We start from the raw sequence: 25,515 nt of genomic DNA on the forward strand, positions 1-25,515 counted from the left end.
TTGATATGTTCATATGAACATATGAACCTAATAATATTATGTACATATGTATTTATAAACCTATCGTTAGCTAATTATAATATGGCAAAAGAAGAAAGCTATCTAATAAAGTTGCAAAGCAAATCTACGACGTCAAAATATACTTCTGAATTTTTGTCTTTACCTAAGCAATTCTTAGATAAAATTATAAAAAAATTCGGAGACAAACCCGTGATGTTTAAAGTCAGCATGGATAAAAAAGGCAGAGTAATTTATGAACCTAAATTCCTAAAGTAGCTTAACTGGAAAACAGGTCTCCAAAGGTTTATAAATTATTGAATAAGCTTTATTAAAGAGGATAAACATGGCAAAGAAAAAAAAGTTAAGAACATTAGATCTTTTTGCAGGCGTCGGCGGAATCAGATTAGGATTTGAAAATGCTGGATTTGAAACTGTATTTGCAAACGATTTTGATAAAAGTTGCAAAGAGACTTACGATTTAAACTTTAGTGAGCCAAAACTAAATACTGAAGATATATGGAAACTTGATATAGATAATTTACCAGAATTTGATATTCTTCTTGGCGGTTTTCCCTGCCAGGCTTTTAGCATAGCAGGGTACAGAAAAGGATTTAGAGATGAAAAAGGCAGAGGTAATTTATTTTTTAGGATCGCCGAAATTTTAGAAGCTAGAAAACCCCGGGCGTTTTTATTAGAAAATGTGAAAAACCTTAAATCCCACAACGGCGGAAAGACTTTTAAAATTATTAAAAAAACACTGGAAAATCTAGGATATCATATCAAAGTGGAAATTTTAAACAGTATGATCCATGGCAACATTCCTCAAAACCGGGAAAGAATTTTTATTGTTGGTTTCTTAGATAAAAGAAAACGCGATAATTTTGAATTCCCAAAACCAATTTCTTTAACTAAAAATTTTCGGGAATTCACAGCAAAAAAAGCAGACAAAAAATATTACTACAATGATAAACCATTATATACAAAGATTAAAGATGACATCAACGCAGAAGATACAGTTTACCAATGGAGAAGAAAATATGTACGTGCTAATAAAAAAGGAGTCGTTCCTACATTAACTGCAAATATGGGTCTTGGAGGGCATAATGTTCCCATTATCAAAAATTCAATAGGAATCAGAAAATTAACTCCGAGAGAATGCTTCTTATTGCAGGGTTTTCCTGCTGATTACAAACTTCCTGAAATTGCAGACAGTAAATTATATCATCAAGCAGGCAACAGCGTTACTGTTTCGGTTATAGAACGACTTGCAGAAAATATGAGAAAGATTCTATTGGATGAAGTTCCTCCGCGCAAAGATATAATTACTGCTTATTTATGAGTTTAAATTTTACGCTGTATATCTTTGATATAGTCTCTTAAACTATTTTTAACTATGTTTTTCAGGTTTCTTTGTGCTATCCATATATTATTTCGTTTTAATGAGGGATTCATCCCAACTGTAGTAAACCAGCATTCATAAATTTTATCTTTCTCTAGGTTAAATGTACCTAAAACTTTATTTTTAATTATGGTAGTTTTCTTGCAGTAGATATACATTCTTCTTGAAGAAATTTTATTTCTTTTATAATTTGTTTTCATATAAACTTCAATATCTCCTTTATAAGTAAACTCGCCGAATTCCTCCGGCTCTTTCATTAGATTGCTCATAATAATTGGAAGTTTTCCTTTTTTCAGCTTTATTTTTTCATATCCCTCATGAGAATTTAATATTCGTTTTGCAGTTAGCGGGCTTGCTTCTTTTATTATTTCGGTTTCATATAGGTATGAACCTTGATTAAAAGCAACACCAAATTTTTTCAAATCATCGCCGGTTATAATGTACTGTATTTTTACATATAAATCTTTAACATTACAAAATTTCTCAAAAGATTCAGAATCCAATTTTGATTTTAAGTAAACTCCAAGCGGGTCGATATCTGCAGATTCATTTTTCTTGATGAGGCTTGCATATATCAAAACCACTTTTTTAGGATCCCAATTCACAAGCTTATCTGAAAGAATGGTGCTGAACTGTTCTGCAGTTAAGCCTATCCACCTGTCTGCTTCTGATATATTTTTTATTTCAACATATAAATTCGGCTCCCTCTCTGTGTTTTTATCGATTATTTTAATTATATCCGGATCTGAGATATTTTCTTTTTTGAGCTGATGAATATCAAAATCAAGAGCACATTTTTTCTTTGTTTTTCCTTCAATTAATTCTGCAACTCCTATTTCAATCAATTTTCCTATGACAAAACTGTCAATAATGCCCCCAAAACCTCTATACTGGCCGGTTGTTCTGTTTGTGGCCAATTTTGTTTTATCTAAATGGTACTCTAAAGCAAACTTAAAACATCTTTCAAGATCTTTCTGTGTGAGTTGATACTCTAAATCATTTTGAACCATATTTATACAGCCTCCTTAAAATTTTATCAAAATCTTGTTTTACTTGGTGCTCCCAAACCACGATGACTTTATACCCTTTTGATTTCAGCATTTTTGTGTTCTTTCTGTCTCTTTTCACGTTTTTCTCAATTTTGGGCAGCCAATAGCTTCTCTTGATTTAGGTTCCTTGTAGCAATTTGGACACTTGTGCCAAAAACATCCGTGCAGAAACACTGCAGTTTTTGAATCTTTGAGAACAATATCTGGATTGCCCGGCAGTTTAGGGTGCATTTTATGTCTAATTTTATCTCCTTTTAGATAATTATGAATTTTTTTCTCTTGTTTTGTCCACTTGCTTCTTATTTTTGACATACATCTGCTTCTCTGTTCTTTTGTCAAATTATCAGACATAATTGAGAATAAACCTTGAATGTTTATAAACTTAGCACTCATCACATCAGTTATCAGTGCTTAAAAACTCTTTTCTAAAATTTTCTAAAATAAAGTTAAACACAATCTGGGAATGGGAAAGATGAGAGGAAGGTTGGTTTGGGAGATAAAATCAATTATCTATTAACAATTACATTTTGAAGCAGTTTTATAAAAGCAGTGCCAGAATGATTTTCAATTATTTTAAACGCTGGTGTTGAAGTTAAAGTATGGATTGTTGCGTAATGAACGGAGAGAACTGCATCTCTAAGTTTTTTATCCTTTTCTAAAGAAATTACCTTAAGGCCGATTTCATCACATCTATCATAAGAAAGATGCCTGGCATGCGATTTCGTCAATGCATGGTCCCCCAATTCTTTTATTATAACTTTTATTTTATCATCTGCTTTGCTGTCTTTTTTAAACATGCCTTCTTTAAGCCAAATTTTAACCATTTCTTCTGACCATACAATTGCTTTTTCACATTCTCCTATTAAAGTAGGATTGTATTTTGCTATTATTGGTTGCCAAATATAAATCTTTGATTGGTCTATTTTAATCTCTTTAGCAGCTCTTTCAAATTCTTCAATAATTCCATGAGCTGGAATTCCATTAAACTGCGGATCAATTGGACCCAAACTTGAATGTTTACCCATTCTTATTTCTTTGCAAGCACAAGCCATCATAGTTCCTGCAGACATCGCTAGCTCAGGAACAAATGCTCGCATATCACTCCCGAATATGGATTTAAGATATGTAACAATAGATTCAGTAGCCGCAGTATCTCCTCCAGGTGTATGAAGAAATATATCTAATCCTTTATCTGGATTTAAGTTCTCGACTACTGACATGAAACCAGTTTTATCTTCATCAGTTACTCCCAACCCAGGAATATTTGGTTTTTGAAGCCAACCAGAATAGTAAATTATAATATTTCTATTTGTTAATTTGTTTAATCTTTTGAGACATTTATGGCGAATAATATCATGCGTACTTCCAGACGCATTGATTTTGTTAAACATTTCATTCCAATTAGTCATCTAATCATTCCTCTTAACTTTGGTTGTAGTCGATACGTCCAAAACATAAGGTAAGTTTGTATCTTTTCTAATTTCTTCACTTTCTAAATATATTTTCTGAAAATACACACGACTATCTTCTGAATCTAATTTCAGAATACGAAAAACTTCATTTATTTTACGTTGTTTTTTATTTACTTCTGACATAATAATAAATCACCTTCAAAGTATATAAACCTTAATGATTGGACTAAGCACTCATCTCATCTGTTATCGGCGCTAAAATTTAAACTCCCAAGTTCAATAATCATTATAAATTTAGCTATTTTAGAATATCTTATGGGATTGCTTAGCGGCATTGTAAAAATATTTGAGAATAAGGTTAGTAAAGGAGTAAAAGACAGTGTAGAAGATTTCATAACAAATGAAGGTGAATGTTCAAAATGTGGGAAGGACATTCCAAATAAAAAGGCTAAATTCTGCCCAAGTTGTGGTTTTAAGCTGGTTGTTACCTGCCCAAAATGTAAGAAAGATTTCCCTTATAAAACAAAGTATTGTGAAGTTTGCGGGAGAAGACTGAAGAGATAACGAGTTAAGTTAATGTTTTCTTGTTTGATTTCCGTTTTTCAGCCTTGAAATCGTTTATTAAATCCCCTTCTGTTTCTTCTCTAGTTTCTTTTCTAGAATAGTTACATTTACAATTTTTACAGTAGTAATGTTTAAAGAACATAAAATCCGTTTTTTCACTTAAATAATGATCACATTTTTTACAATATGGTCCAAAAACCAAAGGAGTATCATCTCCCTTAGAATAGCGTAAAACCCACTTTAAATTATTTATAACCCTTACCTCTTCTTTTTGATCTTTGCCTTTTTCAATAGGTAGCGGATCACTTTTAGTTGTAGAAATTGTAAACGGTTTTTCAAAGTATTTGCTCACATACGGTTGCAACATTATAACGATGACTAATGCAATAATAATACTAATGATTAAAATACTTGATGGAGTTTCCCACCCAAAATAAGAAAATAAAAATGGTAGCGGAGAGTTTTCATTTGAACCAATATATGAGAAAATAGATTTAACAAATGGGATATTACTTGCCAATAATGACAAAACGGGAACAAAAAATAAAATCACTACTAATGCAATTATTAATAAAACCCATGTGGTTCGATTTATTCCAAAGAAATCTTCATGCAAAAAATCACCTAGATAAGCTGTAAAAAATAATGGCAATACCTAAAAGTATTAAACCCAATTTTAGATTACTATTAAGTGCAGGTTCTAAAATCCCATAAGCTAAAACTAAACCACCGATAACACCCAATATTGAAGATTGTTGCTTGTTCATATTAACACCCCTTAATCCTTTTTCTTCGCTTCTTTCACGATTTCTTCCGCTTCCTCCCTTGTGATTATTCCTTTTTTAATTAAGGCATTGAGTATTCCTTCATTTAGTTTTATTGGGTCTATTCCTCCAATATACATTCCCATAATCTCACCCCTTGATTAAAATAAGTCCTTATTATTTTAAATAGTTAACGAGCACCCATCCCTTATAATATCAGAGCTCCAGGTTCTCATTATTTTATCTTAGTCAAAATATTGACCGAAAACAAGCAAAATCAGTCAAAATATTGACCGAAAAAGGCTAATTATTGACAAAAAACCTCACTTAGTCAAAATATTGACCGAAAACAATCAAAATCGGTCAAAACTTTGACCAAAGCTTTAAAAATATTTACACAATTAAATAATATATGGAAACAATACAATTTTTTAAAGAAGAAAAATACTTATTAGAAGAATTATTTAAAGATAAAAATCAACTTTTTAAAAGAGAGATATATTCTCAATTAAATAAATCAAATATTATTATACTATATGGATTAAGAGGAACAGGAAAGACAACTTTACTCGCACAAAAATATTTAGAGATAAAAGGAGATAAGCTAGCATTACATGGAGAACACTTAAATATGGCAGGTTATTCAATAAAGGATTTGATTACAATTCAGAAACATTTTTTTAGAGAAGGCTATTTATTTATTGATGAAATTACTAAATTAAAAAATTGGGATGAAGAATTAAAAATATTTTCTGATATGTACCCAAAAATAAGAATAATAGTAACTGGTTCTTCTGCTGTTAATCTTCAAGAATCAAGAAGAACACTTGCTAGGAGAGCATTATTCATAAATTTAAAACCTTTGACTTTTAATGAATTTTTAGAAATAAAATATAATACAAAAATAAGAAAATTTAATTTATTTTCTGAAGATCTATTTACTGAAGCAATGAAAACTGAATTAGATATGAGAGATAAATTAAAAAATATAAACGAGATAATTTTAGAGTATAAAGAAATGAATATCCCATATTTATTAGAAAAACCAAAATCAACTATCTTAGATCTTTTACAAAGAATAATTTATGAAGATATTGGGGGAACTAGTTCTTTTAATGAAGAAATTTTATCTAAATTTTGGCCGTTATTAAAACTTTTAGCTCTTTCAGAAAAAATAAGTTATGATATATTAGCTAAAGATTTGAATGTTGGTAAAGGAACAGTAATAAAAATGATTGATTATCTTGAAAAAGCAAGTATTATACATAAAGCACAAATATACAAAAAAGGAAAATCAAAAATAAGAAAAGAACCAAAATTTTTATTTGTTTCTCCAGTTATAAGAATAGTACTTCTTGAATTATTAGGAGAAAAAGAAAGGGCTGTTGGATTATCTAGGGAAGATCTTTTTGCAATGCATATTGAAGAATTATATTATTTAAAAACTGGGCCTGATTTTGTATGGAATAATATCTTATTTGAAATAGGGGGGCCGAATAAAGATCTAAAACAATTTAAAGAAATTGATTTTAAAGGTAAAAAAATTATTGTTTTTGAAGGTTTAGAAATACAAAATAAGGAAGTTTTTAAATTACCATTTTATATATTTCTAAGTCATTTTTGATTAAATACTTTTAAAAAATGATTGTAATATCTATTAGATTATGGAAATCAATATTATACCAAATAATGAAAATGAAGGAAAAGGAATAGCTTATGAAATTACTTTAAATCAAGAAGATATTGATAATTTAGATAAAGGGCCTGATTATATTTTACCTTTTTTATCTGCAAAAGCACAAAATGGATTAAAAATAAATTTAGTTAAAGATAAAATGTCAGATTCTCTTTTTGGAAAAAATCCTAGTTTTCAATCTCTTCCTGATGCAACTGGAATTTTTATTGAAATAGGGACTCCTGGGTTTTTAGCAAATGACGATCCAGATAAGATTAAAGAATTATTTGAGGAAGTAGGAAAAATTCCAATAAAAACAAAAGTACCAGAATTAGGAACTAAAGAATCTAAAGATATTGTAGTAGGGCATGTAGTTTTTAAAGTAAATTTAAAAAATGAAATAAAAGAAGAAATGCCAAAGTTGCATATTTAATTTTTATATTTGTAAAATATTGGCAAAAGAGTTATTCATATCTTACATATGCCACTCTTTTTTCTTTAGGAATTTCTTCTAATCTGCCTTTAAATGCTTCTCTTGTTTTTTCTTTTAAATCCGGTTTTTCTTGTTTTTTGGTATGTTTATATTTAGTGAATAATTTAATTACTGTTTTAGAATCTAAAAGTACATTTGATAAAAAACACAATCTTTCTACATTTGTTTCTAGTTTATCTAATGCTTTCATCAATATTTGATCTGGAATATCAAAAGCGCAACTTATTTCAGGATTATTTAATAAAATATCAATTTGTGTTTCTTTATCAATTTCTAAGAAGTCATGACACCATTTTCCAAACTCTTTATCTATAAATTCAATTCCATATTTTAATTCAATTCTAGGTCTTTCATCAAAATATTCTATTATTTCCCCAGTTAACGGGTTAACTTCTTTTCTTACCATTTTTACACACCTCGTAATTAATATTTATGTTGCAAAACGTTTAAAAATATAGTTATTTCTTATGGTTTTTTATTCCTTTAATAAATGAATTAGTTTTAGCGCTCTTTTGTAAAACATGTTTTAAAACATCTGAAATTGTTTCAACTGGGATTATTTCTATTTTATTTTTATCTTCTTTTGATATATAAACATCTTCTAAATTTGATTTAGGGAGAATAACTTTTTTTAATCCAGCTTCAATACATGCTTGAACTTTACCTGTTACTCCTCCAACAGGCAGTACTTCACCACGTACAGATAATGAACCAGTCATTCCAATAGTTTGATCAATAGGTAAGGATTCCATTGCAGATATAACTGATACAGCAACAGCAATAGAAGCTGAATCTCCTTCAACTCCTTCATAAGTTTGTAAAAATTGAATATGAACATCATTTTTTGACATATCTTTTTTAACATGTTTTTTAATAATTGCTGAAACATTATCAACTGCTTCTTTAGCAATAGTACCTAATTTACCAGTAGCAATAAATCTACCACTTCCTTTTGAAAATGAAGGAGTAACTTCAGCTACAATAGGCAATACTAATCCAGATGAAGGATCACCTAAAACTGCTAATCCATTAACCCTGCCTATTTCATAACCTTTTGTTTGAAAAACCCTATAACTCTTTTTTAATTCAATATATTGTTCAGCTATTTGTTGTTCTAATGTTCCAGATATTTTTTTAGCCTTTTTAACATGCTCAGCTGAAACATATTGAGCATTTTCTTCTCTCGCCATATCTCCTGCTGCACGAACAATACCTCCTAATTCTCTTAAATTCAAAGTAAATGAATGTTTTTTAGTACTTTTTCTTCTTGCTTCATTTATTACTTCATTCACAGCTTCTTTTGTAAAATGAGGTATTTTTTTGTCTTTTTTAACTTCTTGAGCAACAAACTTAACTAATTTTTCTTCATTTTCGGGAGTATCATCCATATGGTCTTCAACATAAATTTCATATCCTGCACCGCGAATTCTTGATCTTAAAGCTGGATGCATTGTTTGAATATCAGGAACATTTCCTGCTGCAACTAAAACAAAATCACATGGGACTGGTTCAGTTTTTACAATAGCTCCAGAAGACATTTCACTTTGGCCTGTTATAGGATATTTTTTTTCCTGCATTGCAGTTAATAATTCCTGTTGAAAATGTTTTGTTAATGAAGTAACTTCATCCATAAATAAAACACCTTTATTTGACCTATGAATTGCGCCTGCTTCTATTCTTAAATGCGCAGGAGTTCCTAGTCCGCCACTTTGGAGCGGATCGTGTCTGCAGTCGCCAAGCAATGCGCCTGCTTTAGCGCCTGTTGCATCTTCAAATGGTGCTGTTCTTTTGCCTGAATTATCAACAATAAGTTTAGGATCTTCACTTCCAAATCCTCCACCTATCATCCCCATTTTCAAACTTAATCTACTTGAAAAACTAAATAAGAAATATAAAAATCCCATTCCAAAAATAAAAGCTAAAATAAACCATTTTGAATCATCTTGAAGAGCATTTGTCATATATAAAGCAATAATTGCTATTAACCCAATTAAAATAACAACTAATAGTGGGCTTGGACCTTTATCAGATGAAGGTGCTCCTCTAATTCTTTGAGTTAAATTTAATATTCTTCTACCCTGTCCAATATCATCTTTCTTTTTTTGTTCTTCTTCTTTTTTCTTTTGTTCTTCTGTTTTAATTTCTAGTTTCATTTTTTGTTGTTTAGCTTTCATTAAGTCATTAAAATATAATGCTTTTAATTTAGGGTCTTTTTCAATTTCTTCCTTTGGGGGATAAGTCTTAACAACAACAATTCTTGGATTATTTTCATCAACATGATTAGGATAACATAAAATATCTTCTAGATTTTCAGCAGGCATTAATTCAGCCATAGCCTGAGCTAACATAGATTTTCCAGTACCTGGACTTCCGATAAGTAATACATTTCTTCTTTGTTTAGCAGCTTTTTTAACTATTTCAACTGCTTTATCTTGTCCTATTATTTGATCTATTAATGTATTTGAAACTTCAATCTCTTCAGTTGTCTTGTATTCTTTCATAAAAATCCCTAACTCTCTTTATTTTTAAAAATTTCTAAATATCTCTTAATATGTATTATATAGATGTCTTTATAAAGATTATTTATTTAATTATAAATTTATTATCTATCTTAAGAAATTGTTAATTCTTTAATTAAAATACGTGGTAAAACATAACTTCCGCGCATTTTTACTGAACTTTCTATATTTTGAATATTTTTTAAAAGTGAATAGATATTACCAGATAAAATATTGCCTTGGATATATTGTTTTTTATTATTTTTAAAAATATATCCCCCTCCGATTGTTAATGAAAAATCTCCAGTAGTTGGATTAGCAGTATGAAATCCAAATAGTTCATCTATTACTATATAATTTTTATTTAATTCTTCTAAATTTTTATCCTTTCCAGGTTTAATATGTATATTAGAAAATCCAATTTTTGGTCTTGATTTATAATTAGATCTTGAACAAAAACCAAATTTTAAACTTTTATCTAATGCCCCTGTTTCTTTATCATAAACAAAACCTGTGAATTTTCCTTTATTAATTAAAACTGAAATATCATCTTCAATTCCTTCACCATCAAAATTAGTTTTTGAATATGCTTCTGAAAAAGGATCTTCATATAATGTCAAGAGATCAGATGCAATTATCTTATTTTCTTTTCCAATTAAATATGAAGATTTATAGTACTTTTTTTCACCTGTCATTTGTGTTAAAATTAAATTATCAATTAATTCAATTAATGCATCATTTTGTAAAATAACTGGTAATTTACATGAAGGTATTGTTTTTGATTTTTGATTTGATTTTATTGAAGCTGAAGAAGCAGTTTTTAAAATAGAATTTATATCATATTTATATGATTCATAATAATCTGAACCTGTTTGGCCTTGGTTAGAACAATAAGCATGAGCAATTAAACTTGTTTCTTTTTGTGAACATTCTAATCCTTCAGAATTAATTATATTTATATCTGATATATTTTTTATTAGCATGCAACTTATAGGTGTAGTTTTAATTTTATTTAACATATTCTGTATAGTTTCTTTCATTTCATTTTCAGTTAAATTTAGTATTTTTTTATCATAGGTTTTAACTCTCATTTTTGGATTTATATTATAAAAGTTAAATCCTTTTAATGCAGGCCTAATTTTTGAAATTTGTATAGCTGTTTGTATTGAACTTTTTATGTGTTTCTTATCTGAAAAAAATACAAATCCAATCCTATTGTTTTTTAAAATTCTTAATCCATACCCTGTTTCATAATCATGTTCTTTTTTATTAAAATTTGTTTTATCTGTATCAATTGAAGTTGAATCATTTTTAGAATAAAATATTTCATAATCCTTTATTTTATTTTGTTTAAGTTCTTTAATAATATCTTCAATCATTTTATCAACCTAATAATATTTTATTAATTTTTATATGCGGTCCGCCATCTCCAGCTCTAATATTTTGGCCACCTTTTCCACAAAATCCAACTCCATTTGGAGTGTAATCTTTACCAATTAATTCTATATTGTGTAAAGTAGTTTGAATATCACTTGCAATTGATACATCTCTTACTTGTTCTTTTATTTCTCCATTTTTTATTTTAAATCCTTCTCTTGCTGCAAACATAAAAGTTCCATCCAATGTTTTTACTTGTCCCCCTTTCATTCCTTTTAAATATATCCCTTCTTTAATATCAAAAATATCTTCTTTAGAAGCTTTTCCAGGAAGCATAACTGTATTTCTCATTCTTACAATTGGAAAATTAAAGTAATTTGTAGCTCTAGCATTACCTGTTGGGGAAGTATTGAATTTTTTAGCAGTTTCTCTTGAATGCATGAATTCATTAACTTTTCCGTTTTTTATTAAAACAACTTTTTTTGCTTTAATTCCTTCATCATCATATATAATATTACCAAAGCCTTCTTTTTCATTTGGAGAGTCAATGATATTAATTTCTGGATTTCCTATTTGTTTTCCTTTATATTTTTCTAAAATTGAATCTCCTTTTGAAACAATATCTGCTTCTGAAGCATGTCCTATAGCTTCGTGACAAAAAACTCCAACCATATGCGGATCTAAAACAACAGTTTGAATTCCTTTTGGGCAAGGTTTTGCTTTTAATATATCTAATACTTTTTTCTTTGAATTAATGGCTAAAGTATCTAAATTTTTTAAATTTTCTAAAGATCCTAATTTTCCTTCTCTATCAGACCATGTTTGCATTATTTTTCCTTTTTTACCTATAGTTTTTGGACCTGCATACGAAAAAACCTCTTTTTTTTCAATCAAAGAGCCTTCTGAATTAATAAAAGTAAAAAAACTATTTTTATTCATTAATCCAAATGCAGTAGAAATGATATTTTTATGCTTCATTTCTTTTTCTAATTTAATTAATTTTTTAGTCCACTTATCTAGATCTACTTCGTTATTCTCTCTTTTTTCATTATATTTTTGTTTTTTATATGCATGAATTTGAATTTTATTACCAGATTTTATTTTTGATAATCTCAATGCATTTTTTAAAGCAATATCAAAAGACGTTTTATCAGTTTGATTAATACTTGCAAAACCCCAAGATCCATTATTTAAAATTCTAATCCCAATACCTTCAAAATAATTTTTATTAATATTTAAATCACTATTTTCTATACTTAAAGAAAGTAGATTAGCATTTTCTATTCTAGCATCCCAATAGTCGCATTTAATTTTTTCTAATTCTTTAGATATATAAGAATACATTTTGAATATTAATTTGATAAAGCATATAAAACTATTTGAGATCTAATGAGAGATAAGTAATAGAATTTTCACTTGATTCAACACAAGTGATCTTAAATCCAACTGATTCTAATCGTTTTATTGAACGAACATTCGTTGTAGCTGCAATTACATTTATTTTTTCAAATCCTTCTTTTTCATTAAGTCAATCCAATAATTTAAAAGATATTTAGATAATCCAGTTCCCCAATAATCCGGATCTAAAGCATAACTTACTCCTTCAATACTTTTTTCATTTTCATAATACGTTCTCCACCCTATTATTTTATCTCTGTCTTTTATAATAAGTCCTTTTATTAGATCTAAGAAATCTAAAATAGTTAATTCTTTTAAAATTTTTTTAATTTTAGGATTTTTAGATAAATCAACACAAGCATTTCTTTCTTCATCTGTTTCAATTCTTTTGATTGTTATATTATCTAATTTAGGTGTTATGTTTGTAAATTCATAATCTCTAGGTGAAAAAAATACACTTGGTTTTGTTCTAAACATGTATTAAAATGCATATTTTTGTGTTTATAAATTTATGCTTTTATTTCAGTTTTACCATTCATATAAGAAACTAATATTTTTGGGATCCTGATTATGCCTTCTTTTTCTTGATTATTTTCTATTATTGCAGTCATAGTTCTGCCTGCTGCTATAACTGTATCATTTAAAATATGTAAATAATCTTTATCTCCATTTTCTTTTTCATATTTAATGTTTGATCTAACTGCTTGATAAGATAAAGCATTTGTACATGACATTACTTCTCTATATTTTTCTTGTAAAGGAAACCAAACTTCCAGGTCATATAGTTTAGAATGAACTACTCCTAATTCACTAGTGCAAGTATTAATAACTCTATAAGGCAATTCTAATTCTTGTAAAATTTCTTCATTAATTTTTAATAATTCTTCATGCATTTTCCATGATTCTTCTGGTTTTGAAAATATAATCATCTCTACTTTATGAAATTGGTGGGTTCTAAAAATTCCTTTTGTATCTTTCCCATGTGAACCTGCTTCTTTTCTAAAACATGGAGTTAATCCAACATATTTTAATGGAAGTTCATTTTCTGGTAAAACTTCATTTCTGTGATATGCAATTATCCCATGCTCAGCTGTTGCTATTAAATATAGATCTTCTCCTTCTATTTTGTAAATATCATCTCCAAATTTATATGCATCTGTTGCTCCTTGAATTACTTCTTTTCTTACCATATATGGGGGATTTATAGGATTAAATCCTTTTTTTATCATTTTATCTAATGCATATCTTAGTAATGCCTGTTCTAATAACACAAAATCATTTTTTAAATAATAAAATCTTGAAGTTGCAGCTTCAGATGCTTTATCTGTATCAACTAAATCAAAAACAGATACTAAATCTGCATGGGGTAACATCCAATCTTCTTTTTTTCTTGGTTTTCCCCATGTTTTTATAACAATATTATCATCTTCAGATTCCCCATATGGTACTGATTCATGTAAAATATTAGGTATTCTTAATCTTAATTCAGTAATTCTTTTTACTAGATTCTCATATTGTTCTTCTTCTTGTTTTATTTTATCTGGTAATTCTTTAACTTCTTTAAGAAGTTCATCAATTGGTTCTCCATTTTTCTTTTTTTCATTTATTTCTTTAGAAACGTCATTCCTTCTTTTTCTTAATTTATCTAATTCAATTTTTAATTCTCTTTCTTGTTTATCTTTTTCTACTAATTCATCAAACATTTGTAAAATCTCAGGTTTTTTTCTTTTGGCTAAGTTATTGCGTACTTCTTGAGTATGTTCTCTAATATATTTTATATCAATCATAGAAATATTTCAGTAAATAAAGTTTATAATGCTTTTTAAAAGAAGGGTAAGGTAGGTTAACCACGCTGGCTCCTTCCTTACCTCCCACCTTTGCTCTCCATAAAGGTATGAGCAATATTTATTTTGATAAATATATTTAAAAAGTTTCTTTATTTTTTTCATCCATTTCAACATTAAAGAACACGAAATGTATATAAAAGTTATAAAAAAAGTATATTAAAGTTTAAATAAAAAAATATTAAAGTTAAAATAAAAGTATTTGTCCAACGTTAAAGTCTTCTTTGTTTATTTTTTTTAATGTGTCCTTGCTTTTTATTACTAAATCGCCCTCATCATTTTTTTCTAAGTAATCAAGTCTAATATTTTTTCTTTCAATGAATTCAAGTACAAATTCCTTGCCTTTTACTTTTCCTTCAATACCAGGTTTAATTATCCCATGCATTGTTGTTCCATGTAGAATTAATCGTCCTGCTAAATCATAAATTTTTTCAATTTTGAACTTTGAAGGTTCAGTATCTTTTGTAAAATAAATTTTTCCCATATAAATATTACAACTATAATGCTTATTAAGTTTTCTTTTTTAATAATTTAAGTGACTAGTATGAAAAAATTTACACCAAGAGTAATTTTCTTTAATTTAGAGGGGGGAGTTTTCAAATTCTCCAATATACCTAATATTATAAAGCAAACAATAAAAAATTGTAGAATGACCTGTTCTGATAATTTAAATGAAGAGTTTGATAAATTCTGTAAAGGGCAAATAAGTGAAAATGAATTTTGGAAAAATATTAAAATAAATGATATAAATATGCCTAGGAAACTTGTTTTAGAAAAACTAGAATATTCATTTGATGATGATTTTTTACCATTAATTACAGGGTTTATGGGAAAAAAGATTGGAATTTATGGCAATATTCCTAAAGAATGGGCAGAAGATATTTTTACCTCATCAGGCTTATCATCTATGATCCAAGTATCAATTTTGTCTTCAGATTTAGAGGAGATGTTTCCAAGTGAAAAAGCATTTGATATTATGAAGGAGAAAATAGGAAATGTTTTAATTATAGATCAAAATGAAGATAATATTTGTGCAGCAAAAAAAAGAGGTTTAAATTCAGTTTTATTAATAAGAAAACCAATTGAAAAATGCAGCTGTTTACCAGACGTATTTGTTCCAAAATTAATTCAATTAGAGGATTTGATAGAATGAAATTCGAATATATTATTTTTGATTTAGGTGGAGTTGTTTTTATCCATGGTGGCTTACATTCTTCAATTTTATTACCTATTCTAAAGGCAAATGGTGAATTAATTGAAGAACCAGTATTAAAAGCTAAGGTTCATGCAATTGATAGGGGAGAACTTACTGAATCTAAATTTTGGAGAGAAATAGAAATATCAAATTATGAAAAAATAAGAAAAAATTTTATGGATAAAACATTATCTTCAATTGATCCTAATTTTGAGCAATTAACCTTAAATTTAAAAGGAAAAATAAAACTTGGAATTATGAGTAATGTAGCAAGCGAATGGGCAGATGATTTTTTTGACTTTCCTAGTTTAAAGGGGATTTTTAATATACAAGTGATTAGTGGTAAAGAAGGTTTTTCAAAACCAGAACCAGAACTTTATGATATACTAATTAAAAAATGCAATTGTGATCCAAATAAAATATTGTTTATTGATGATAAATTAATCAATCTAAAAGTGGCAAATGAGAAAGGAATAAAAACAGTTTGGATGGTTAGAAAACCAAAAATTCCAGAAGATTTTATTCCAGATTATATTATAAGTGATTTATTACAAATTGAAGAATTAATTGAAGAACAGAAAAAAATAATTTAAAAAATTAATATCCATTTTCTGCTAATAAATTATCTACTGCTTTTTTAGCATTTTGTATGTCTATCGGATTTGTTAAATTTCTATTAATAACATCACTTGCTAACATGTTATTATTTGTAATTTTATATACATAAGCCATTTTTATAGTTGTAGTTTGTATTTCAGTTAAATAGAACTCTTTTTCTTTAGGATTTTTTGTTTCTTTTATTTCATTTCTTAATTCATCAATTAATTTTTGAAAAGAAACATTTGCAGAAATAGCTAAAGTAGTTGTATTATATAATTTTTTGTAAGATTTATTGAATTCAATACATTCAATAAGAAAATTACCCTGTTCTTCTAAATATTGCATTTTTATTTTATTATTTTTATCATTAGGGTTTGTTAATGCATATTCTTCCTGGATTTCTCCTAATTTTAAATGAATTTCTGTTTTATCAAAGTCTTTTTGTGTTTCTATCAAAAGCATATAATATTTACATATTCCTTTAAAATATTCAGTTTTTTCTTGATTTTCTCTGCTGTGTTTTCTTTCTTTAAATGCTTTAAATAAATCATCTTTAAAGCATCTAAATGAACGTAAAAAAATTTCTTTACTTTTTGGATCAAAATTATTATCTTTTATGATTGTTTCATATAAAATTACTGCATCATTTAATTTTTTTTCATTTCCTTTAACTGCATTCATTAAATGGCCCTCTAAATCTAAAATTACCCTAGCAACACCATCTGCATCAATTGATCCAAGTTGAGCAATATAAGATCTAAGAGTATTAAATCCTGCATACGGGGTTTTTGTAAGTGGTTTTTCGATTAATGAATTATTCATAACATTTACCTTCGTTTTTAGAACATCTTCTTGCATTATCCCAGTCTTCTAAGAATTCATATGATTCTTTTGCTTCATGCCAATATTTTCTTGCTTTAGATGAGTTTCCTTCTTTAATAGCCAATTTTTCAGATATTTCTGCATAAAATTTATAAAATTCTTCTTTAAAGCCATTTAAGTTGTCTTCAGCATCATTTATATATTTTTTTATAGAGTTTAAAATTTGAAATGCATTGTTCTCATCTCCAAACGAACTTAATATCTTTGCTATTTCAAAAGATTTTTTAGGTATTTTTTCATTTGCATAAAATAGTCCTTCGCATATTAAATATCTAGATGAATATTTTTTTCCTTCATATTCAATATACATAATTTTTTGAATTTCTTTTGTTTCTTGAGCAATTAAAGGAGATATTGTAAGGAATATACTAAATCCAATTGTTGTAATTATTTTTTCTGCTGTTTTTATGGATTTTCTTAAGGTTTTCATAGTTTTTTTATGTTTTCTTATGTTTAAAAGTGTTTGCTTTGTAATAGGATTGTTTAAATATTCATATTTATATTAATAATTTATGATTTATGAAGAATTAGAAAAGTTAATTGTCAAAACTATACTTGCTTATGTTCCAAAGGATAAAAAAATAGGTGTATTATTTTCTGGGGGGGTGGATTCAGTTTTAATTGCTAAAATTCTTAAAGATAATAATATTGAATTTACATGTTATACTGCATCTTCTAAAGAAGATTATAAAGATTCAATAGCTGCTAAAAAAGCGGCGGAAGAATTAGGATTTAAATTAAAAGTAATACATTCTGAAAGTTTAGAAGAAGAAATAATTAAAATTTCAAGTGTTTTACAAAGTGTTAATTTTGTTACAATTAATATTGCAATACCATTATATTTAGCTATGCAAAAAGCTAGTGAAGATGGAATTGAAATTGTTTTTTCTGGATTAGGTACTGAAGAATTATATGCAGGGTATCAAAGACACGGAAATGCAATTGATATAAATGAAGAATGTAGAAAAGGATTAGAAAATATAAATGAAAGAGATATTGAACGAGATGAAGCCTTAGCAAAATATTTTAATCTTAAATTAGCTGTTCCATTTCTAGATAAAAAATTAATAGAATATTCATTAACTATCCCTGGTGAAGAAAAAATTAAAGATGGTTATAAAAAATATATTTTAAGACAAATTGCTGAAAACTTAGGTGTGCCAAAAGAATATGCATGGAGAAAAAAATTAGCAGTTCAGTATGGAAGTGGGATTGATAAAGAACTTGAAAGATTAGCAAAATCTAAAGGATTTAAATTTAAATCTGAATACGTGAATTATCTTTTAAATAAAAATATTGGTGCATTAATTAGTACTGGTAAAGATTCTTTATTTGCTATGTATAAAATGATTCAACGAGGCTATAATATTTCTTGTTTATTGACTATTAAAAGTAAAAATGAGGATAGTTATATGTTTCACACACCAACGATTGAACTTGCTAAAGATATATCTGAATTAGTGGATATTCCAATTATATTTGGAGATACTGAGGGAAATAAAGAACAAGAATTACAAGATTTAGAAGATTTAATTAAAAAAGCAATAGAAAAATATAAAATAGAAGGGATTGTATCTGGTGCTATTTCTTCTGAATATCAAAGAAAAAGACTTCAAGAAATATGCAATAAATTAAATATTATATCTTATACTCCATTATGGGGTAAAAATGAGGAAGAATTATTGGGGGATATGATTAAAAAAGGATTTAAAATAATGATAACTAAAACTGCAGCAGAGGGATTGGATAAAGAATGGGTTGGAAAACTAATTGATAAACAAACGATAGAAGAATTAAAAGAAATATCAAAAAAATATAATATTAGTATAATAGGGGAAGGGGGAGAATATGAAACATTAGTTTTAAAAGCTCCATTTTATAAAGATGAATTAAAAATAAGGTGATTAAAATGAAATTGAGTATATTAATTGGTATAATAATATGTAGTTTTTTATTTTTTGGATGTATTGAGAATTCATTACCAAAAGAAAATGATTCTTTAGAAAATACTTCATTTAACAATAATACATTAGAAAAATATGATGAAAAAAATAGTATTTTAAATATCTCTCTATTTTTAGAAACAGATAAAGAATTGTATCGTTCAGCAGAAACAATGTATACTACTATTAAAGTGGTTTCTAATAAAGATTTTGAAAAAATAAATTTGAGTATAAATGGCATTTCAAATAGATATAAGGAAATTAAAGAGATTTCATTAATTCAAGGTGAAAATATAATAAATTCTTCATTTAAACTTCCAAAATGCAATGTTTGTGGCGGAATAAAAGAAGGAACATACCAAATAACCGGAACAATAGTTTTAAATAATGTGACATTTAGTAATTTAACTAGTATTGAGATCAGACAATAAGTTTAGTGCCTATTTCTGTTCTTAAATAAAGTAAAAAGAGGTGTAATTCAATGGAAGGTACAGTTAAGTTCTTTAATCCAGTAAAAAGTTTCGGATTTATTACTGGAGACGATGGAAAAGACTACTTTGTTCATATTACCGGTTTAGAACCAGGTACAAGAATAAATGAAGGCGATAAAGTAACTTTTGAAATCGAAAACGGAGATAAAGGACCAAAAGCAGTTAATGTAAAAAAAGTTTAATTAATTAAATTTTATTTATTAACAATTTATAGTCCATTTTTTTATTTTTATTTATTATTAAAATTATAGGGTGATTTAAATGGTAGTTGAATATGATGAATTTAAAGGCAATAAATTAATTGTATTAAAAAAAGATGATGCTGATCAGTATCCTTTTAAATTTGGAAAAAGAAAAGCTCAATTAATAGTAGAACATATTGATGAAATTAAAAAATTTGCTAAAGAAGATTAATTTTCTACTTTTTTTATTTTTAACCATTCTTATTTCTTAATGCAAACCTTTAAATAGGAAAAACACATACGTTTTATATCTAACACAATTAGAGGAAGTATTATGACAGATAGAGGTTATATTAAAAATGGGGTAGATAAAACTTTTACTAATTCAATGTTTAAAGATAAAGGAGAGAAGATAGCTAATAAAATAATTGAGATAGAACAAAATATTGAAAAACTAAATATGCCCCAAGATAAAGAAAAAGAATTATTTTTTGGGGTTTTAAAAACTTGTATTTCGCGCCAAAGTTTTTCTATTAATGACATTTTAAGAATAACAAAATATTTTTATGAAGATTTTCGTTTTTTACCAAATGAACAAACATCAGTTATTTTTTCTTCTGGTTTTGGTATTATTAATGAAGCATTAGTGGATACTATAAAAAATTTGGACTTAATAAAAACCCCATTTGATGCGGACAGGTTGATGACTGAAGGAAAAGATATTGCTTCAAAATATGAAGATAAAAAAAATTCTGTTTTTATTTCTACTGAAAGTTTAATAGAAGAATCTCCCCATTCCGATGAAGTGATTGAAGAATTTTTAGATTTTGGAGAAGAACCTAATAATCTAGAAAATCCACCTAAGGTTAATGAAATTACATTAGAAACTGGTGAAATAAATAAATCAATAGAAACTGATTTTCCAGAAGATGAAATGTTTAATTTAAATTTAGTTGATATTCAAGAAGAAACTCCACAAATAGAAAAAGAAGAGATAAAAAAGACAAATAAGTCTACTACAGAAGTAAGCAAAAAAACAGAAGCTCCTGTAGAAACTGGTTTTTCAGCAGAATTGGGTGAAGATATTGCAGAGGTACTTAGTTCTTCTACACAAAATAGACCAATTGAATTAGATACCAATGTTACTGATAAAAAAAATAAAAAAGATACAACAAATCCCCCACTAGAACCAAAAATAGAATCTAATTTAAATCCTTTTGGTAGGGAGCAACATGAAACTAAATTACCAGAATCAGAATTTATTAGGGGATTTGGATTAAATTATGGAGAAGATGGAGAAAGAGTAGAAAGTATTAATGAAAATAATATAGATAGTGCTATAGCTGAATTAGATCGTATTTTAAAAATTAAAGAAGAACCTATTGAAGAAGAAAAGATTGATCCTGAAAAACAAAAAAGAATGAACCTTTTTATGAAAGGGATAGAATCAACAAAGTTAACTGATGAAGATAAATTAACACATTATTTAAATACAGATAATGAATGTAAACAAAAAATAAGGGGGTTAGTTACTTCTATAAGAACACTTAAAGATACTTGGGAAATTTATTTAAAAGAAAAAGAAATAAGACCGATAGCTGTAGAAGTTAGTTATCAAGAATTATTTGAAAGGTTAAATAAAAAAAATTCAACTGATTTGAAAATTTTTGGAGATCTAATTTTAAATAAGGTTGATTTTGCAATTATTTTATCAATAATATCTGGTAAAACGATTGATTCAGATATTTATATAGAAGGGGGATTTATTTTTTCAAATGAAAAAGGTTTAACTAAAGAAAAATTTTTAGAAAGAATAAAAAATGCAACAGATATAATCACCCCAAATATAGGAGTATTAAATAATATAATTCGAAATATAAAATTTTTAAGAGGATTAGGTTTTAGAAAATTATTTATATCCCCTAATTTTACTGGTGGCGAAGAAATAAGTGATAGAATTAATTATCTTTGGGAATATATAATCACTTTTTATTCTCAGTACTATATTAATTCAAATTTAATTGATAAATATAAAAAAGTAATAGATGATGAATATAATCCTTTTAAAATAGTAGAATTGAAACAGAAATTGAGTAAAAAAATTAAAAATAAATTAAATATACAAGATTTAAAAGTTATTGTAGAAAAATTTGAAAGAATTTGGGAACAAAATACTGAAGAAAAAATTGAAGGTTATTATGAAATAATTGATAAATATTTAAAGGACATTATTACTAAAAAAGATGCAGATTTATTATTAAAAAAATGTGAGAGTATTTGGGAAAAAAATAGATTAACTACAAATGAAAAAACAAATTCAGAATATCTTGGGATTTGGAAAAAATACAAAAAAAATATGAATGAATCTCAAACTATTGTACTGTGTAATTTATTAAAACAAATTTGGAAAAAACAAATAGATAAAAAAGAAAAAGGTATGAAAGAAGTAATACAAGAATTTGGAATAATAGATAAAACTGAAACAAGAATAATAATCGAAGAGTATGAAAAAATAAGATTAAAATACTTCCCAAAAATTGAGATGGAATTAAATAATAATGAAGAAAAAATGAAACAATTTATTGAAGAAAAGATAAAAGAGCATTATATAAAAATATATAATGACTATCAAAATATGAGATATGATGAAGCAATAGAAAATAATAATTCAACTCCAGAAGGATTAGGGGGGCCAAAAATACAGGATTTAGTTTTTGCTTTGAAAAAACAGATTAATAAAAAAATAAGTAATCTTAGTGATAATTCCAATTTAAGGCTTAAAAAATTAGAACCTTTTGAAGAAATCTTATCTGATGTAGATATCAATTTCATCTCTTTTTGTATTGCATTAGAAGGAAAATTTGACCCATATTTAGAATTATTAAAAGATCGCAATACTTCTTTGTGGAGCAGATCTAAAATTTTCCAAATTCCTGATGATTCTGAAAAATATAAGAGTATGGCAAAACATGCTGAAGAAGAAGATAGAATTTCATTTAAGGAATCTGCATTAGAGGTTAATGAAGAAAAAAAACAAATGGCATTAGCAAGAACAGCAGAATCTTTGAATTTTTTACTTATGTTTTTATTTGAATTAGATAAAGCAGAGCTTGCAAATGATATACGAAGAAAAAAGAACATATTGGATTTAACTTTAATGAATGGGATACTTAAATAAATACTTCAAAACAATAGATTTAATAAATTAAACTTCTTAATATTTTTATGTCTAAAAAAGATGAAATAATTAATTTAAAAAAGAATTATTTAGAGATAAAAAAAGAAATTGATGAATTTGGAGAAGAACAATTTAAAGACACACTTGAGTTAATTAAATGGACAAAAGAGTTAATAGAAAATGCTGAAAGAATTAAAAAACAAGAAGAAAAACCAAATCCAGATCTAAAACAAAAATTCAAATTAGGAAAAAAGATGCAAAGAGCGTATAAAGAAGATTATTCTTTTGAAGCTACGATTATGGCCGCTATTGAAGAAGGAAAAATTTCATTTTTGATAGGGGAAAAATTTAAAGAAATAGCTCTACTTCTTAAAAAAAGAAAAATTGATGAACTTAAAGTTAAATTTAAATATTTTGAAAAAATATTAGATTTAGAACAGCAAGATATAAAATTAAAACAAAAAATTGAATATGAAAAGAGTGCATTAGAAACAAAAAATAATAAAGCAAAATACTTTCTAAATGAATTAAAAAATTTAGATAAAATAAATCTTAAAAATATTGAGTTAGTAGAAAAATACTTAGAAATTTTAACTGGATTAAATAACTCTCGAAGAAAATATATTCAAGAAATATTAAAGTTAAAAATTAAAGATATAATTATGAAAATAAAAGAAAAATCTTTAATTAATTTAAATTTTCCTAAAATTGAAGAAGAAGAATTAAATAAATTACAAGAGTTATTTGAAAAAGATAATTTTTTTAAAAATATGAAAATTCAAGATTTGTATAGATATTTAGATTATTCAGATCAAAAATTATCATATATTTACTTGGAAATTTCAAAATTTAATAATTTAATAAGAAAAAATAGGGTTTGGTTTGACCAAATATTAAATCTTGAAAAAACTAAATTTTTAACATGGAAAGATAATGAAATTTTAAATTTAGAACTAAAAAAGTTTTTTGAATCAATTGGAGAAAAAGAGACAATCTCACATATAGAAAAATATGAAAAGGAATTACCAAACTTTAAAGAAAAATTTGAAGAATATGAAAAGTATATGAGTAAAAAACAAGAGTTACAGGAAATAAAACAGCAGGATTTAGAAAAAGAGATTAAAGAATATGAAGAATTACTATTGTGTTTTGATTTAAATGAAGAAGAGTCTCAAAAATCCGATGGATTTTTAAATAAACTAAAAACATTTTTTAATTTATAAGTATTTTGTATTCTAAAGATATTCCTAATTAAATTTTTATTAAACAAAGATTTTTATATCTGACTAGATTAAAAATATTATGAAAATTAAAAAAATTCTTATTTTAATAGGTTTTATTTTTCTTTGTTTACTAGCAGGAATAATAGGTTCTTTTTTTACTGCCTCCAATATCCCAACATGGTATGAAGGACTTAACAAACCTTCTTTTAATCCTCCAAATTGGTTATTTGGGCCTGTTTGGACAGCACTATATATTTTAATGGGAATATCTGCTTATTTAATATATTCAAAAGGATTAAAGAAAAAAGAAATTAAATTTGCATTAAGTATTTTTGGAATTCAGTTGATATTAAATACTTTATGGTCAATTTTATTTTTTGGTTTTAAATCCCCTATTTTTGGTCTTATTTGTATACTTTTCTTATGGGTTTTTATACTTTTTACTATAAAATTATTTTATAAAATTGATAAAAAAGCAGCATATTTATTAATTCCTTATATTCTTTGGGTATCTTTTGCAACAATTCTTAATTATTTTATTTTAATTCTTAATTAAAATCTGGAACAAACATATATTCAAGTTCAATAGTTGGTTGCTCTCTATTTGGATATCTAGTTGCAAATACAACACTCATTTTAACTTCATTTGAAGGTTCTAATAAAAGATCATACTCATTTATTGTAATCCCAGTAGTAATAATATCATCTACAAGAAGTATTTTTTTATTCGAAATTCCTTTTTTAAGTTCAAATGCACCTTCAATATTACTTTGCCTTTGTCTTAAAGAAAGTTTTGAATTTCTTTGTATATCTCTAGTTATTTGAATAAAATTATTATCAAATTCAATAGGTATATATGCAGATAAAATTGAAAATAATTTATATGCAATTTTTTCTGTGAAACTTTCTTTTCTATGTGATACGGGTAAAATCAAATCTATATTTAAGTTTGGCAAATTTTCAGCTAGTATTGCTGCACAATACAGGGCATTTAACTCAATTATGTGCTTATATTCTTCATCTTCATCAAACCATATTTTTGAATTGTAAATGATTCTTGAAGGAATGTGATTTGTATTTATTAACATAAAATCTTTTCCTTCTTTCTGAACAATTAAAGGTTCTGTAATTACTCCAGAAACAATTAAGTTAGTGATTAAATTAAAGGGAATGTAATAATTACAATATGAAATTTCTTTTTCTCCAAATTTGATTATCCCTTTTTCTTTTTTAAAGTCTTCATGTGCTTTTTCGAAAAAATCTATTCCAGTATATATCTTATTTTTAAAATTTTCCTTTGGCCCCCTTCTTTTTAATAGATCTATTTCTTCTTTAGTTAATTTATCTA

General features: G+C 26.4%; 31 protein-coding genes and 1 pseudogene. 14 read left to right on the forward strand and 18 right to left on the reverse strand.

The window, feature by feature from the left end; all coding sequences use genetic code 11:
• Positions 1–81: 81 nt before the first annotated feature.
• Positions 82–276, forward strand: coding sequence for a hypothetical protein (locus WC356_04360; GenBank protein ID MFA5382376.1), 195 nt, complete (start codon positions 82–84; stop codon positions 274–276).
• Between the two features lie 67 nt (positions 277–343).
• Complete coding sequence (locus WC356_04365) at positions 344–1,339, forward strand: DNA cytosine methyltransferase (protein ID MFA5382377.1); 996 nt, start codon at positions 344–346, stop codon at positions 1,337–1,339.
• Positions 1,340–1,341: 2 nt separating this feature from the next.
• Here the strand turns inward: WC356_04365 and WC356_04370 are convergent, their stop codons facing one another.
• The 4 genes from WC356_04370 to WC356_04385 form a co-directional block, all read right to left on the reverse strand.
• A complete protein-coding gene (locus WC356_04370) occupies positions 1,342–2,409 on the reverse strand; it encodes a hypothetical protein (GenBank protein ID MFA5382378.1) in 1,068 nt (355 codons plus the stop codon).
• 114 nt (positions 2,410–2,523) lie between these two features.
• Positions 2,524–2,799: a hypothetical protein gene (locus WC356_04375; protein ID MFA5382379.1), complete on the reverse strand. Its 276-nt coding sequence runs from the start codon at positions 2,797–2,799 to the stop codon at positions 2,524–2,526.
• Positions 2,800–2,954: 155 nt separating this feature from the next.
• Positions 2,955–3,857: an ATP-dependent Clp protease proteolytic subunit gene (locus WC356_04380; protein ID MFA5382380.1), complete on the reverse strand. Its 903-nt coding sequence runs from the start codon at positions 3,855–3,857 to the stop codon at positions 2,955–2,957.
• On the reverse strand, positions 3,858–4,043 hold the full coding sequence (locus WC356_04385) for a hypothetical protein (GenBank protein ID MFA5382381.1): 186 nt from the start codon (positions 4,041–4,043) through the stop codon (positions 3,858–3,860).
• A gap of 132 nt (positions 4,044–4,175) precedes the next feature.
• Here WC356_04385 and WC356_04390 point away from each other — a divergent pair, with 132 nt between their 5' ends.
• Positions 4,176–4,424 (forward strand): zinc ribbon domain-containing protein, encoded by a 249-nt coding sequence (locus WC356_04390; GenBank protein ID MFA5382382.1) that lies wholly within the window; start codon positions 4,176–4,178, stop codon positions 4,422–4,424.
• Positions 4,425–4,428: 4 nt separating this feature from the next.
• Here the strand turns inward: WC356_04390 and WC356_04395 are convergent, their stop codons facing one another.
• From WC356_04395 to WC356_04405, 3 genes are read right to left on the reverse strand one after another with little or no spacing between them, the layout of a single operon-like run.
• The gene (locus WC356_04395) at positions 4,429–5,040 is read right to left on the reverse strand and encodes a hypothetical protein (protein ID MFA5382383.1); all 612 of its coding nucleotides are present in this window, start codon (positions 5,038–5,040) and stop codon (positions 4,429–4,431) included.
• A 4-nt stretch (positions 5,041–5,044) separates the two neighbouring features.
• Positions 5,045–5,191, reverse strand: a complete 147-nt coding sequence (locus WC356_04400; GenBank protein ID MFA5382384.1) for a hypothetical protein — start codon at positions 5,189–5,191, stop codon at positions 5,045–5,047.
• A gap of 11 nt (positions 5,192–5,202) precedes the next feature.
• Positions 5,203–5,334, reverse strand: a complete 132-nt coding sequence (locus tag WC356_04405; protein ID MFA5382385.1) for a hypothetical protein — start codon at positions 5,332–5,334, stop codon at positions 5,203–5,205.
• Positions 5,335–5,600: 266 nt separating this feature from the next.
• Between WC356_04405 and WC356_04410 the strand changes: the two genes are divergently transcribed.
• Both WC356_04410 and WC356_04415 read left to right on the forward strand, forming a co-directional pair.
• Entirely contained in the window at positions 5,601–6,812 is a 1,212-nt protein-coding gene (locus WC356_04410) for an AAA family ATPase (GenBank protein ID MFA5382386.1), read from the forward strand.
• 40 nt (positions 6,813–6,852) lie between these two features.
• Positions 6,853–7,296, forward strand: a complete 444-nt coding sequence (locus tag WC356_04415) for a hypothetical protein (GenBank protein ID MFA5382387.1) — start codon at positions 6,853–6,855, stop codon at positions 7,294–7,296.
• Between the two features lie 31 nt (positions 7,297–7,327).
• Here the strand turns inward: WC356_04415 and WC356_04420 are convergent, their stop codons facing one another.
• From WC356_04420 to WC356_04455, 8 genes and pseudogenes are all read right to left on the reverse strand, one after another.
• A complete protein-coding gene (locus tag WC356_04420; protein ID MFA5382388.1) occupies positions 7,328–7,762 on the reverse strand; it encodes a hypothetical protein in 435 nt (144 codons plus the stop codon).
• Between the two features lie 52 nt (positions 7,763–7,814).
• On the reverse strand, positions 7,815–9,677 hold the full coding sequence (gene lonB, locus WC356_04425; GenBank protein MFA5382389.1) for an ATP-dependent protease LonB: 1,863 nt from the start codon (positions 9,675–9,677) through the stop codon (positions 7,815–7,817).
• Positions 9,660–9,857, reverse strand: a pseudogene (locus tag WC356_04430) (ATP-binding protein). Before WC356_04430 ends, lonB begins: the two are co-directional and overlap by 18 nt.
• 110 nt (positions 9,858–9,967) lie before the next feature.
• Entirely contained in the window at positions 9,968–11,233 is a 1,266-nt protein-coding gene (locus tag WC356_04435; GenBank protein MFA5382390.1) for a TldD/PmbA family protein, read from the reverse strand.
• A gap of 4 nt (positions 11,234–11,237) precedes the next feature.
• A complete protein-coding gene (locus WC356_04440; protein ID MFA5382391.1) occupies positions 11,238–12,575 on the reverse strand; it encodes a TldD/PmbA family protein in 1,338 nt (445 codons plus the stop codon).
• A 153-nt stretch (positions 12,576–12,728) separates the two neighbouring features.
• Complete coding sequence (locus WC356_04445; protein MFA5382392.1) at positions 12,729–13,106, reverse strand: GNAT family N-acetyltransferase; 378 nt, start codon at positions 13,104–13,106, stop codon at positions 12,729–12,731.
• A gap of 32 nt (positions 13,107–13,138) precedes the next feature.
• Positions 13,139–14,416 carry a serine--tRNA ligase gene (serS, locus tag WC356_04450; protein MFA5382393.1) on the reverse strand — a complete coding sequence of 426 codons (1,278 nt, stop codon included), beginning with the start codon at positions 14,414–14,416 and terminating at the stop codon, positions 13,139–13,141.
• A 244-nt stretch (positions 14,417–14,660) separates the two neighbouring features.
• Positions 14,661–14,957, reverse strand: a complete 297-nt coding sequence (locus WC356_04455; protein MFA5382394.1) for a hypothetical protein — start codon at positions 14,955–14,957, stop codon at positions 14,661–14,663.
• Between the two features lie 60 nt (positions 14,958–15,017).
• Here WC356_04455 and WC356_04460 point away from each other — a divergent pair, with 60 nt between their 5' ends.
• Both WC356_04460 and WC356_04465 read left to right on the forward strand, forming a co-directional pair.
• The gene (locus tag WC356_04460; protein MFA5382395.1) at positions 15,018–15,626 is read left to right on the forward strand and encodes an HAD family hydrolase; all 609 of its coding nucleotides are present in this window, start codon (positions 15,018–15,020) and stop codon (positions 15,624–15,626) included.
• Positions 15,623–16,261, forward strand: coding sequence for an HAD-IA family hydrolase (locus WC356_04465; GenBank protein ID MFA5382396.1), 639 nt, complete (start codon positions 15,623–15,625; stop codon positions 16,259–16,261). Before WC356_04460 ends, WC356_04465 begins: the two co-directional genes overlap by 4 nt.
• Before the next feature lie 4 nt (positions 16,262–16,265).
• Here WC356_04465 and WC356_04470 read toward each other — a convergent pair whose 3' ends face one another.
• Both WC356_04470 and WC356_04475 read right to left on the reverse strand, forming a co-directional pair.
• Positions 16,266–17,090 (reverse strand): hypothetical protein, encoded by an 825-nt coding sequence (locus WC356_04470; protein MFA5382397.1) that lies wholly within the window; start codon positions 17,088–17,090, stop codon positions 16,266–16,268.
• Positions 17,083–17,580 carry a hypothetical protein gene (locus tag WC356_04475; protein MFA5382398.1) on the reverse strand — a complete coding sequence of 166 codons (498 nt, stop codon included), beginning with the start codon at positions 17,578–17,580 and terminating at the stop codon, positions 17,083–17,085. Before WC356_04475 ends, WC356_04470 begins: the two co-directional genes overlap by 8 nt.
• A gap of 82 nt (positions 17,581–17,662) precedes the next feature.
• Here WC356_04475 and WC356_04480 point away from each other — a divergent pair, with 82 nt between their 5' ends.
• The 7 genes from WC356_04480 to WC356_04510 all read left to right on the forward strand — a co-directional run bounded on the left by WC356_04480 (position 17,663) and on the right by WC356_04510 (position 24,723).
• The gene (locus tag WC356_04480) at positions 17,663–19,054 is read left to right on the forward strand and encodes a diphthine--ammonia ligase (GenBank protein MFA5382399.1); all 1,392 of its coding nucleotides are present in this window, start codon (positions 17,663–17,665) and stop codon (positions 19,052–19,054) included.
• 5 nt (positions 19,055–19,059) lie between these two features.
• Positions 19,060–19,524 carry a hypothetical protein gene (locus WC356_04485; GenBank protein MFA5382400.1) on the forward strand — a complete coding sequence of 155 codons (465 nt, stop codon included), beginning with the start codon at positions 19,060–19,062 and terminating at the stop codon, positions 19,522–19,524.
• A gap of 50 nt (positions 19,525–19,574) precedes the next feature.
• The gene (locus WC356_04490) at positions 19,575–19,766 is read left to right on the forward strand and encodes a cold shock domain-containing protein (GenBank protein ID MFA5382401.1); all 192 of its coding nucleotides are present in this window, start codon (positions 19,575–19,577) and stop codon (positions 19,764–19,766) included.
• Positions 19,767–19,845: 79 nt separating this feature from the next.
• Positions 19,846–19,998, forward strand: coding sequence for a hypothetical protein (locus WC356_04495; GenBank protein MFA5382402.1), 153 nt, complete (start codon positions 19,846–19,848; stop codon positions 19,996–19,998).
• Between the two features lie 102 nt (positions 19,999–20,100).
• Positions 20,101–22,944 (forward strand): hypothetical protein, encoded by a 2,844-nt coding sequence (locus tag WC356_04500; protein ID MFA5382403.1) that lies wholly within the window; start codon positions 20,101–20,103, stop codon positions 22,942–22,944.
• 47 nt (positions 22,945–22,991) lie between these two features.
• Positions 22,992–24,167, forward strand: a complete 1,176-nt coding sequence (locus WC356_04505; protein ID MFA5382404.1) for a hypothetical protein — start codon at positions 22,992–22,994, stop codon at positions 24,165–24,167.
• Positions 24,168–24,246: 79 nt separating this feature from the next.
• The gene (locus tag WC356_04510; GenBank protein ID MFA5382405.1) at positions 24,247–24,723 is read left to right on the forward strand and encodes a TspO/MBR family protein; all 477 of its coding nucleotides are present in this window, start codon (positions 24,247–24,249) and stop codon (positions 24,721–24,723) included.
• Here WC356_04510 and WC356_04515 read toward each other — a convergent pair.
• Positions 24,716–25,515, reverse strand: an 800-nt coding sequence (locus WC356_04515; protein ID MFA5382406.1) for a phosphoribosyltransferase family protein, incomplete at its 5' end; no start/stop codon positions are given. The genes WC356_04510 and WC356_04515 overlap by 8 nt on opposite strands.

The sequence above is a fragment of the Candidatus Micrarchaeia archaeon genome (genome assembly GCA_041653315.1).
GTDB lineage: Archaea > Micrarchaeota > Micrarchaeia > Anstonellales > JAHKLY01 > JAHKLY01.

Bases quoted from the DNA above. Each gene is read 5' to 3' on its own strand.
- WC356_04360 (MFA5382376.1), top strand. From the start codon at position 82: ATGGCAAAAGAAGAAAGCTATCTAATAAAGTTGCAAAGCAAATCTACG.
- WC356_04365 (MFA5382377.1), top strand. From the start codon at position 344: ATGGCAAAGAAAAAAAAGTTAAGAACATTAGATCTTTTTGCAGGCGTC.
- WC356_04370 (MFA5382378.1), bottom strand. From the start codon at position 2,409: ATGGTTCAAAATGATTTAGAGTATCAACTCACACAGAAAGATCTTGAA.
- WC356_04375 (MFA5382379.1), bottom strand. From the start codon at position 2,799: ATGTCTGATAATTTGACAAAAGAACAGAGAAGCAGATGTATGTCAAAA.
- WC356_04380 (MFA5382380.1), bottom strand. From the start codon at position 3,857: ATGACTAATTGGAATGAAATGTTTAACAAAATCAATGCGTCTGGAAGT.
- WC356_04385 (MFA5382381.1), bottom strand. From the start codon at position 4,043: ATGTCAGAAGTAAATAAAAAACAACGTAAAATAAATGAAGTTTTTCGT.
- WC356_04390 (MFA5382382.1), top strand. From the start codon at position 4,176: ATGGGATTGCTTAGCGGCATTGTAAAAATATTTGAGAATAAGGTTAGT.
- WC356_04400 (MFA5382384.1), bottom strand. From the start codon at position 5,191: ATGAACAAGCAACAATCTTCAATATTGGGTGTTATCGGTGGTTTAGTT.
- WC356_04405 (MFA5382385.1), bottom strand. From the start codon at position 5,334: ATGGGAATGTATATTGGAGGAATAGACCCAATAAAACTAAATGAAGGA.
- WC356_04410 (MFA5382386.1), top strand. From the start codon at position 5,601: ATGGAAACAATACAATTTTTTAAAGAAGAAAAATACTTATTAGAAGAA.
- WC356_04415 (MFA5382387.1), top strand. From the start codon at position 6,853: ATGGAAATCAATATTATACCAAATAATGAAAATGAAGGAAAAGGAATA.
- WC356_04420 (MFA5382388.1), bottom strand. From the start codon at position 7,762: ATGGTAAGAAAAGAAGTTAACCCGTTAACTGGGGAAATAATAGAATAT.
- lonB (MFA5382389.1), bottom strand. From the start codon at position 9,677: ATGCCTGCTGAAAATCTAGAAGATATTTTATGTTATCCTAATCATGTT.
- WC356_04435 (MFA5382390.1), bottom strand. From the start codon at position 11,233: ATGATTGAAGATATTATTAAAGAACTTAAACAAAATAAAATAAAGGAT.
- WC356_04440 (MFA5382391.1), bottom strand. From the start codon at position 12,575: ATGTATTCTTATATATCTAAAGAATTAGAAAAAATTAAATGCGACTAT.
- WC356_04445 (MFA5382392.1), bottom strand. From the start codon at position 13,106: ATGTTTAGAACAAAACCAAGTGTATTTTTTTCACCTAGAGATTATGAA.
- serS (MFA5382393.1), bottom strand. From the start codon at position 14,416: ATGATTGATATAAAATATATTAGAGAACATACTCAAGAAGTACGCAAT.
- WC356_04455 (MFA5382394.1), bottom strand. From the start codon at position 14,957: ATGGGAAAAATTTATTTTACAAAAGATACTGAACCTTCAAAGTTCAAA.
- WC356_04460 (MFA5382395.1), top strand. From the start codon at position 15,018: ATGAAAAAATTTACACCAAGAGTAATTTTCTTTAATTTAGAGGGGGGA.
- WC356_04465 (MFA5382396.1), top strand. From the start codon at position 15,623: ATGAAATTCGAATATATTATTTTTGATTTAGGTGGAGTTGTTTTTATC.
- WC356_04470 (MFA5382397.1), bottom strand. From the start codon at position 17,090: ATGAATAATTCATTAATCGAAAAACCACTTACAAAAACCCCGTATGCA.
- WC356_04475 (MFA5382398.1), bottom strand. From the start codon at position 17,580: ATGAAAACCTTAAGAAAATCCATAAAAACAGCAGAAAAAATAATTACA.
- WC356_04480 (MFA5382399.1), top strand. From the start codon at position 17,663: ATGATTTATGAAGAATTAGAAAAGTTAATTGTCAAAACTATACTTGCT.
- WC356_04485 (MFA5382400.1), top strand. From the start codon at position 19,060: ATGAAATTGAGTATATTAATTGGTATAATAATATGTAGTTTTTTATTT.
- WC356_04490 (MFA5382401.1), top strand. From the start codon at position 19,575: ATGGAAGGTACAGTTAAGTTCTTTAATCCAGTAAAAAGTTTCGGATTT.
- WC356_04495 (MFA5382402.1), top strand. From the start codon at position 19,846: ATGGTAGTTGAATATGATGAATTTAAAGGCAATAAATTAATTGTATTA.
- WC356_04500 (MFA5382403.1), top strand. From the start codon at position 20,101: ATGACAGATAGAGGTTATATTAAAAATGGGGTAGATAAAACTTTTACT.
- WC356_04505 (MFA5382404.1), top strand. From the start codon at position 22,992: ATGTCTAAAAAAGATGAAATAATTAATTTAAAAAAGAATTATTTAGAG.
- WC356_04510 (MFA5382405.1), top strand. From the start codon at position 24,247: ATGAAAATTAAAAAAATTCTTATTTTAATAGGTTTTATTTTTCTTTGT.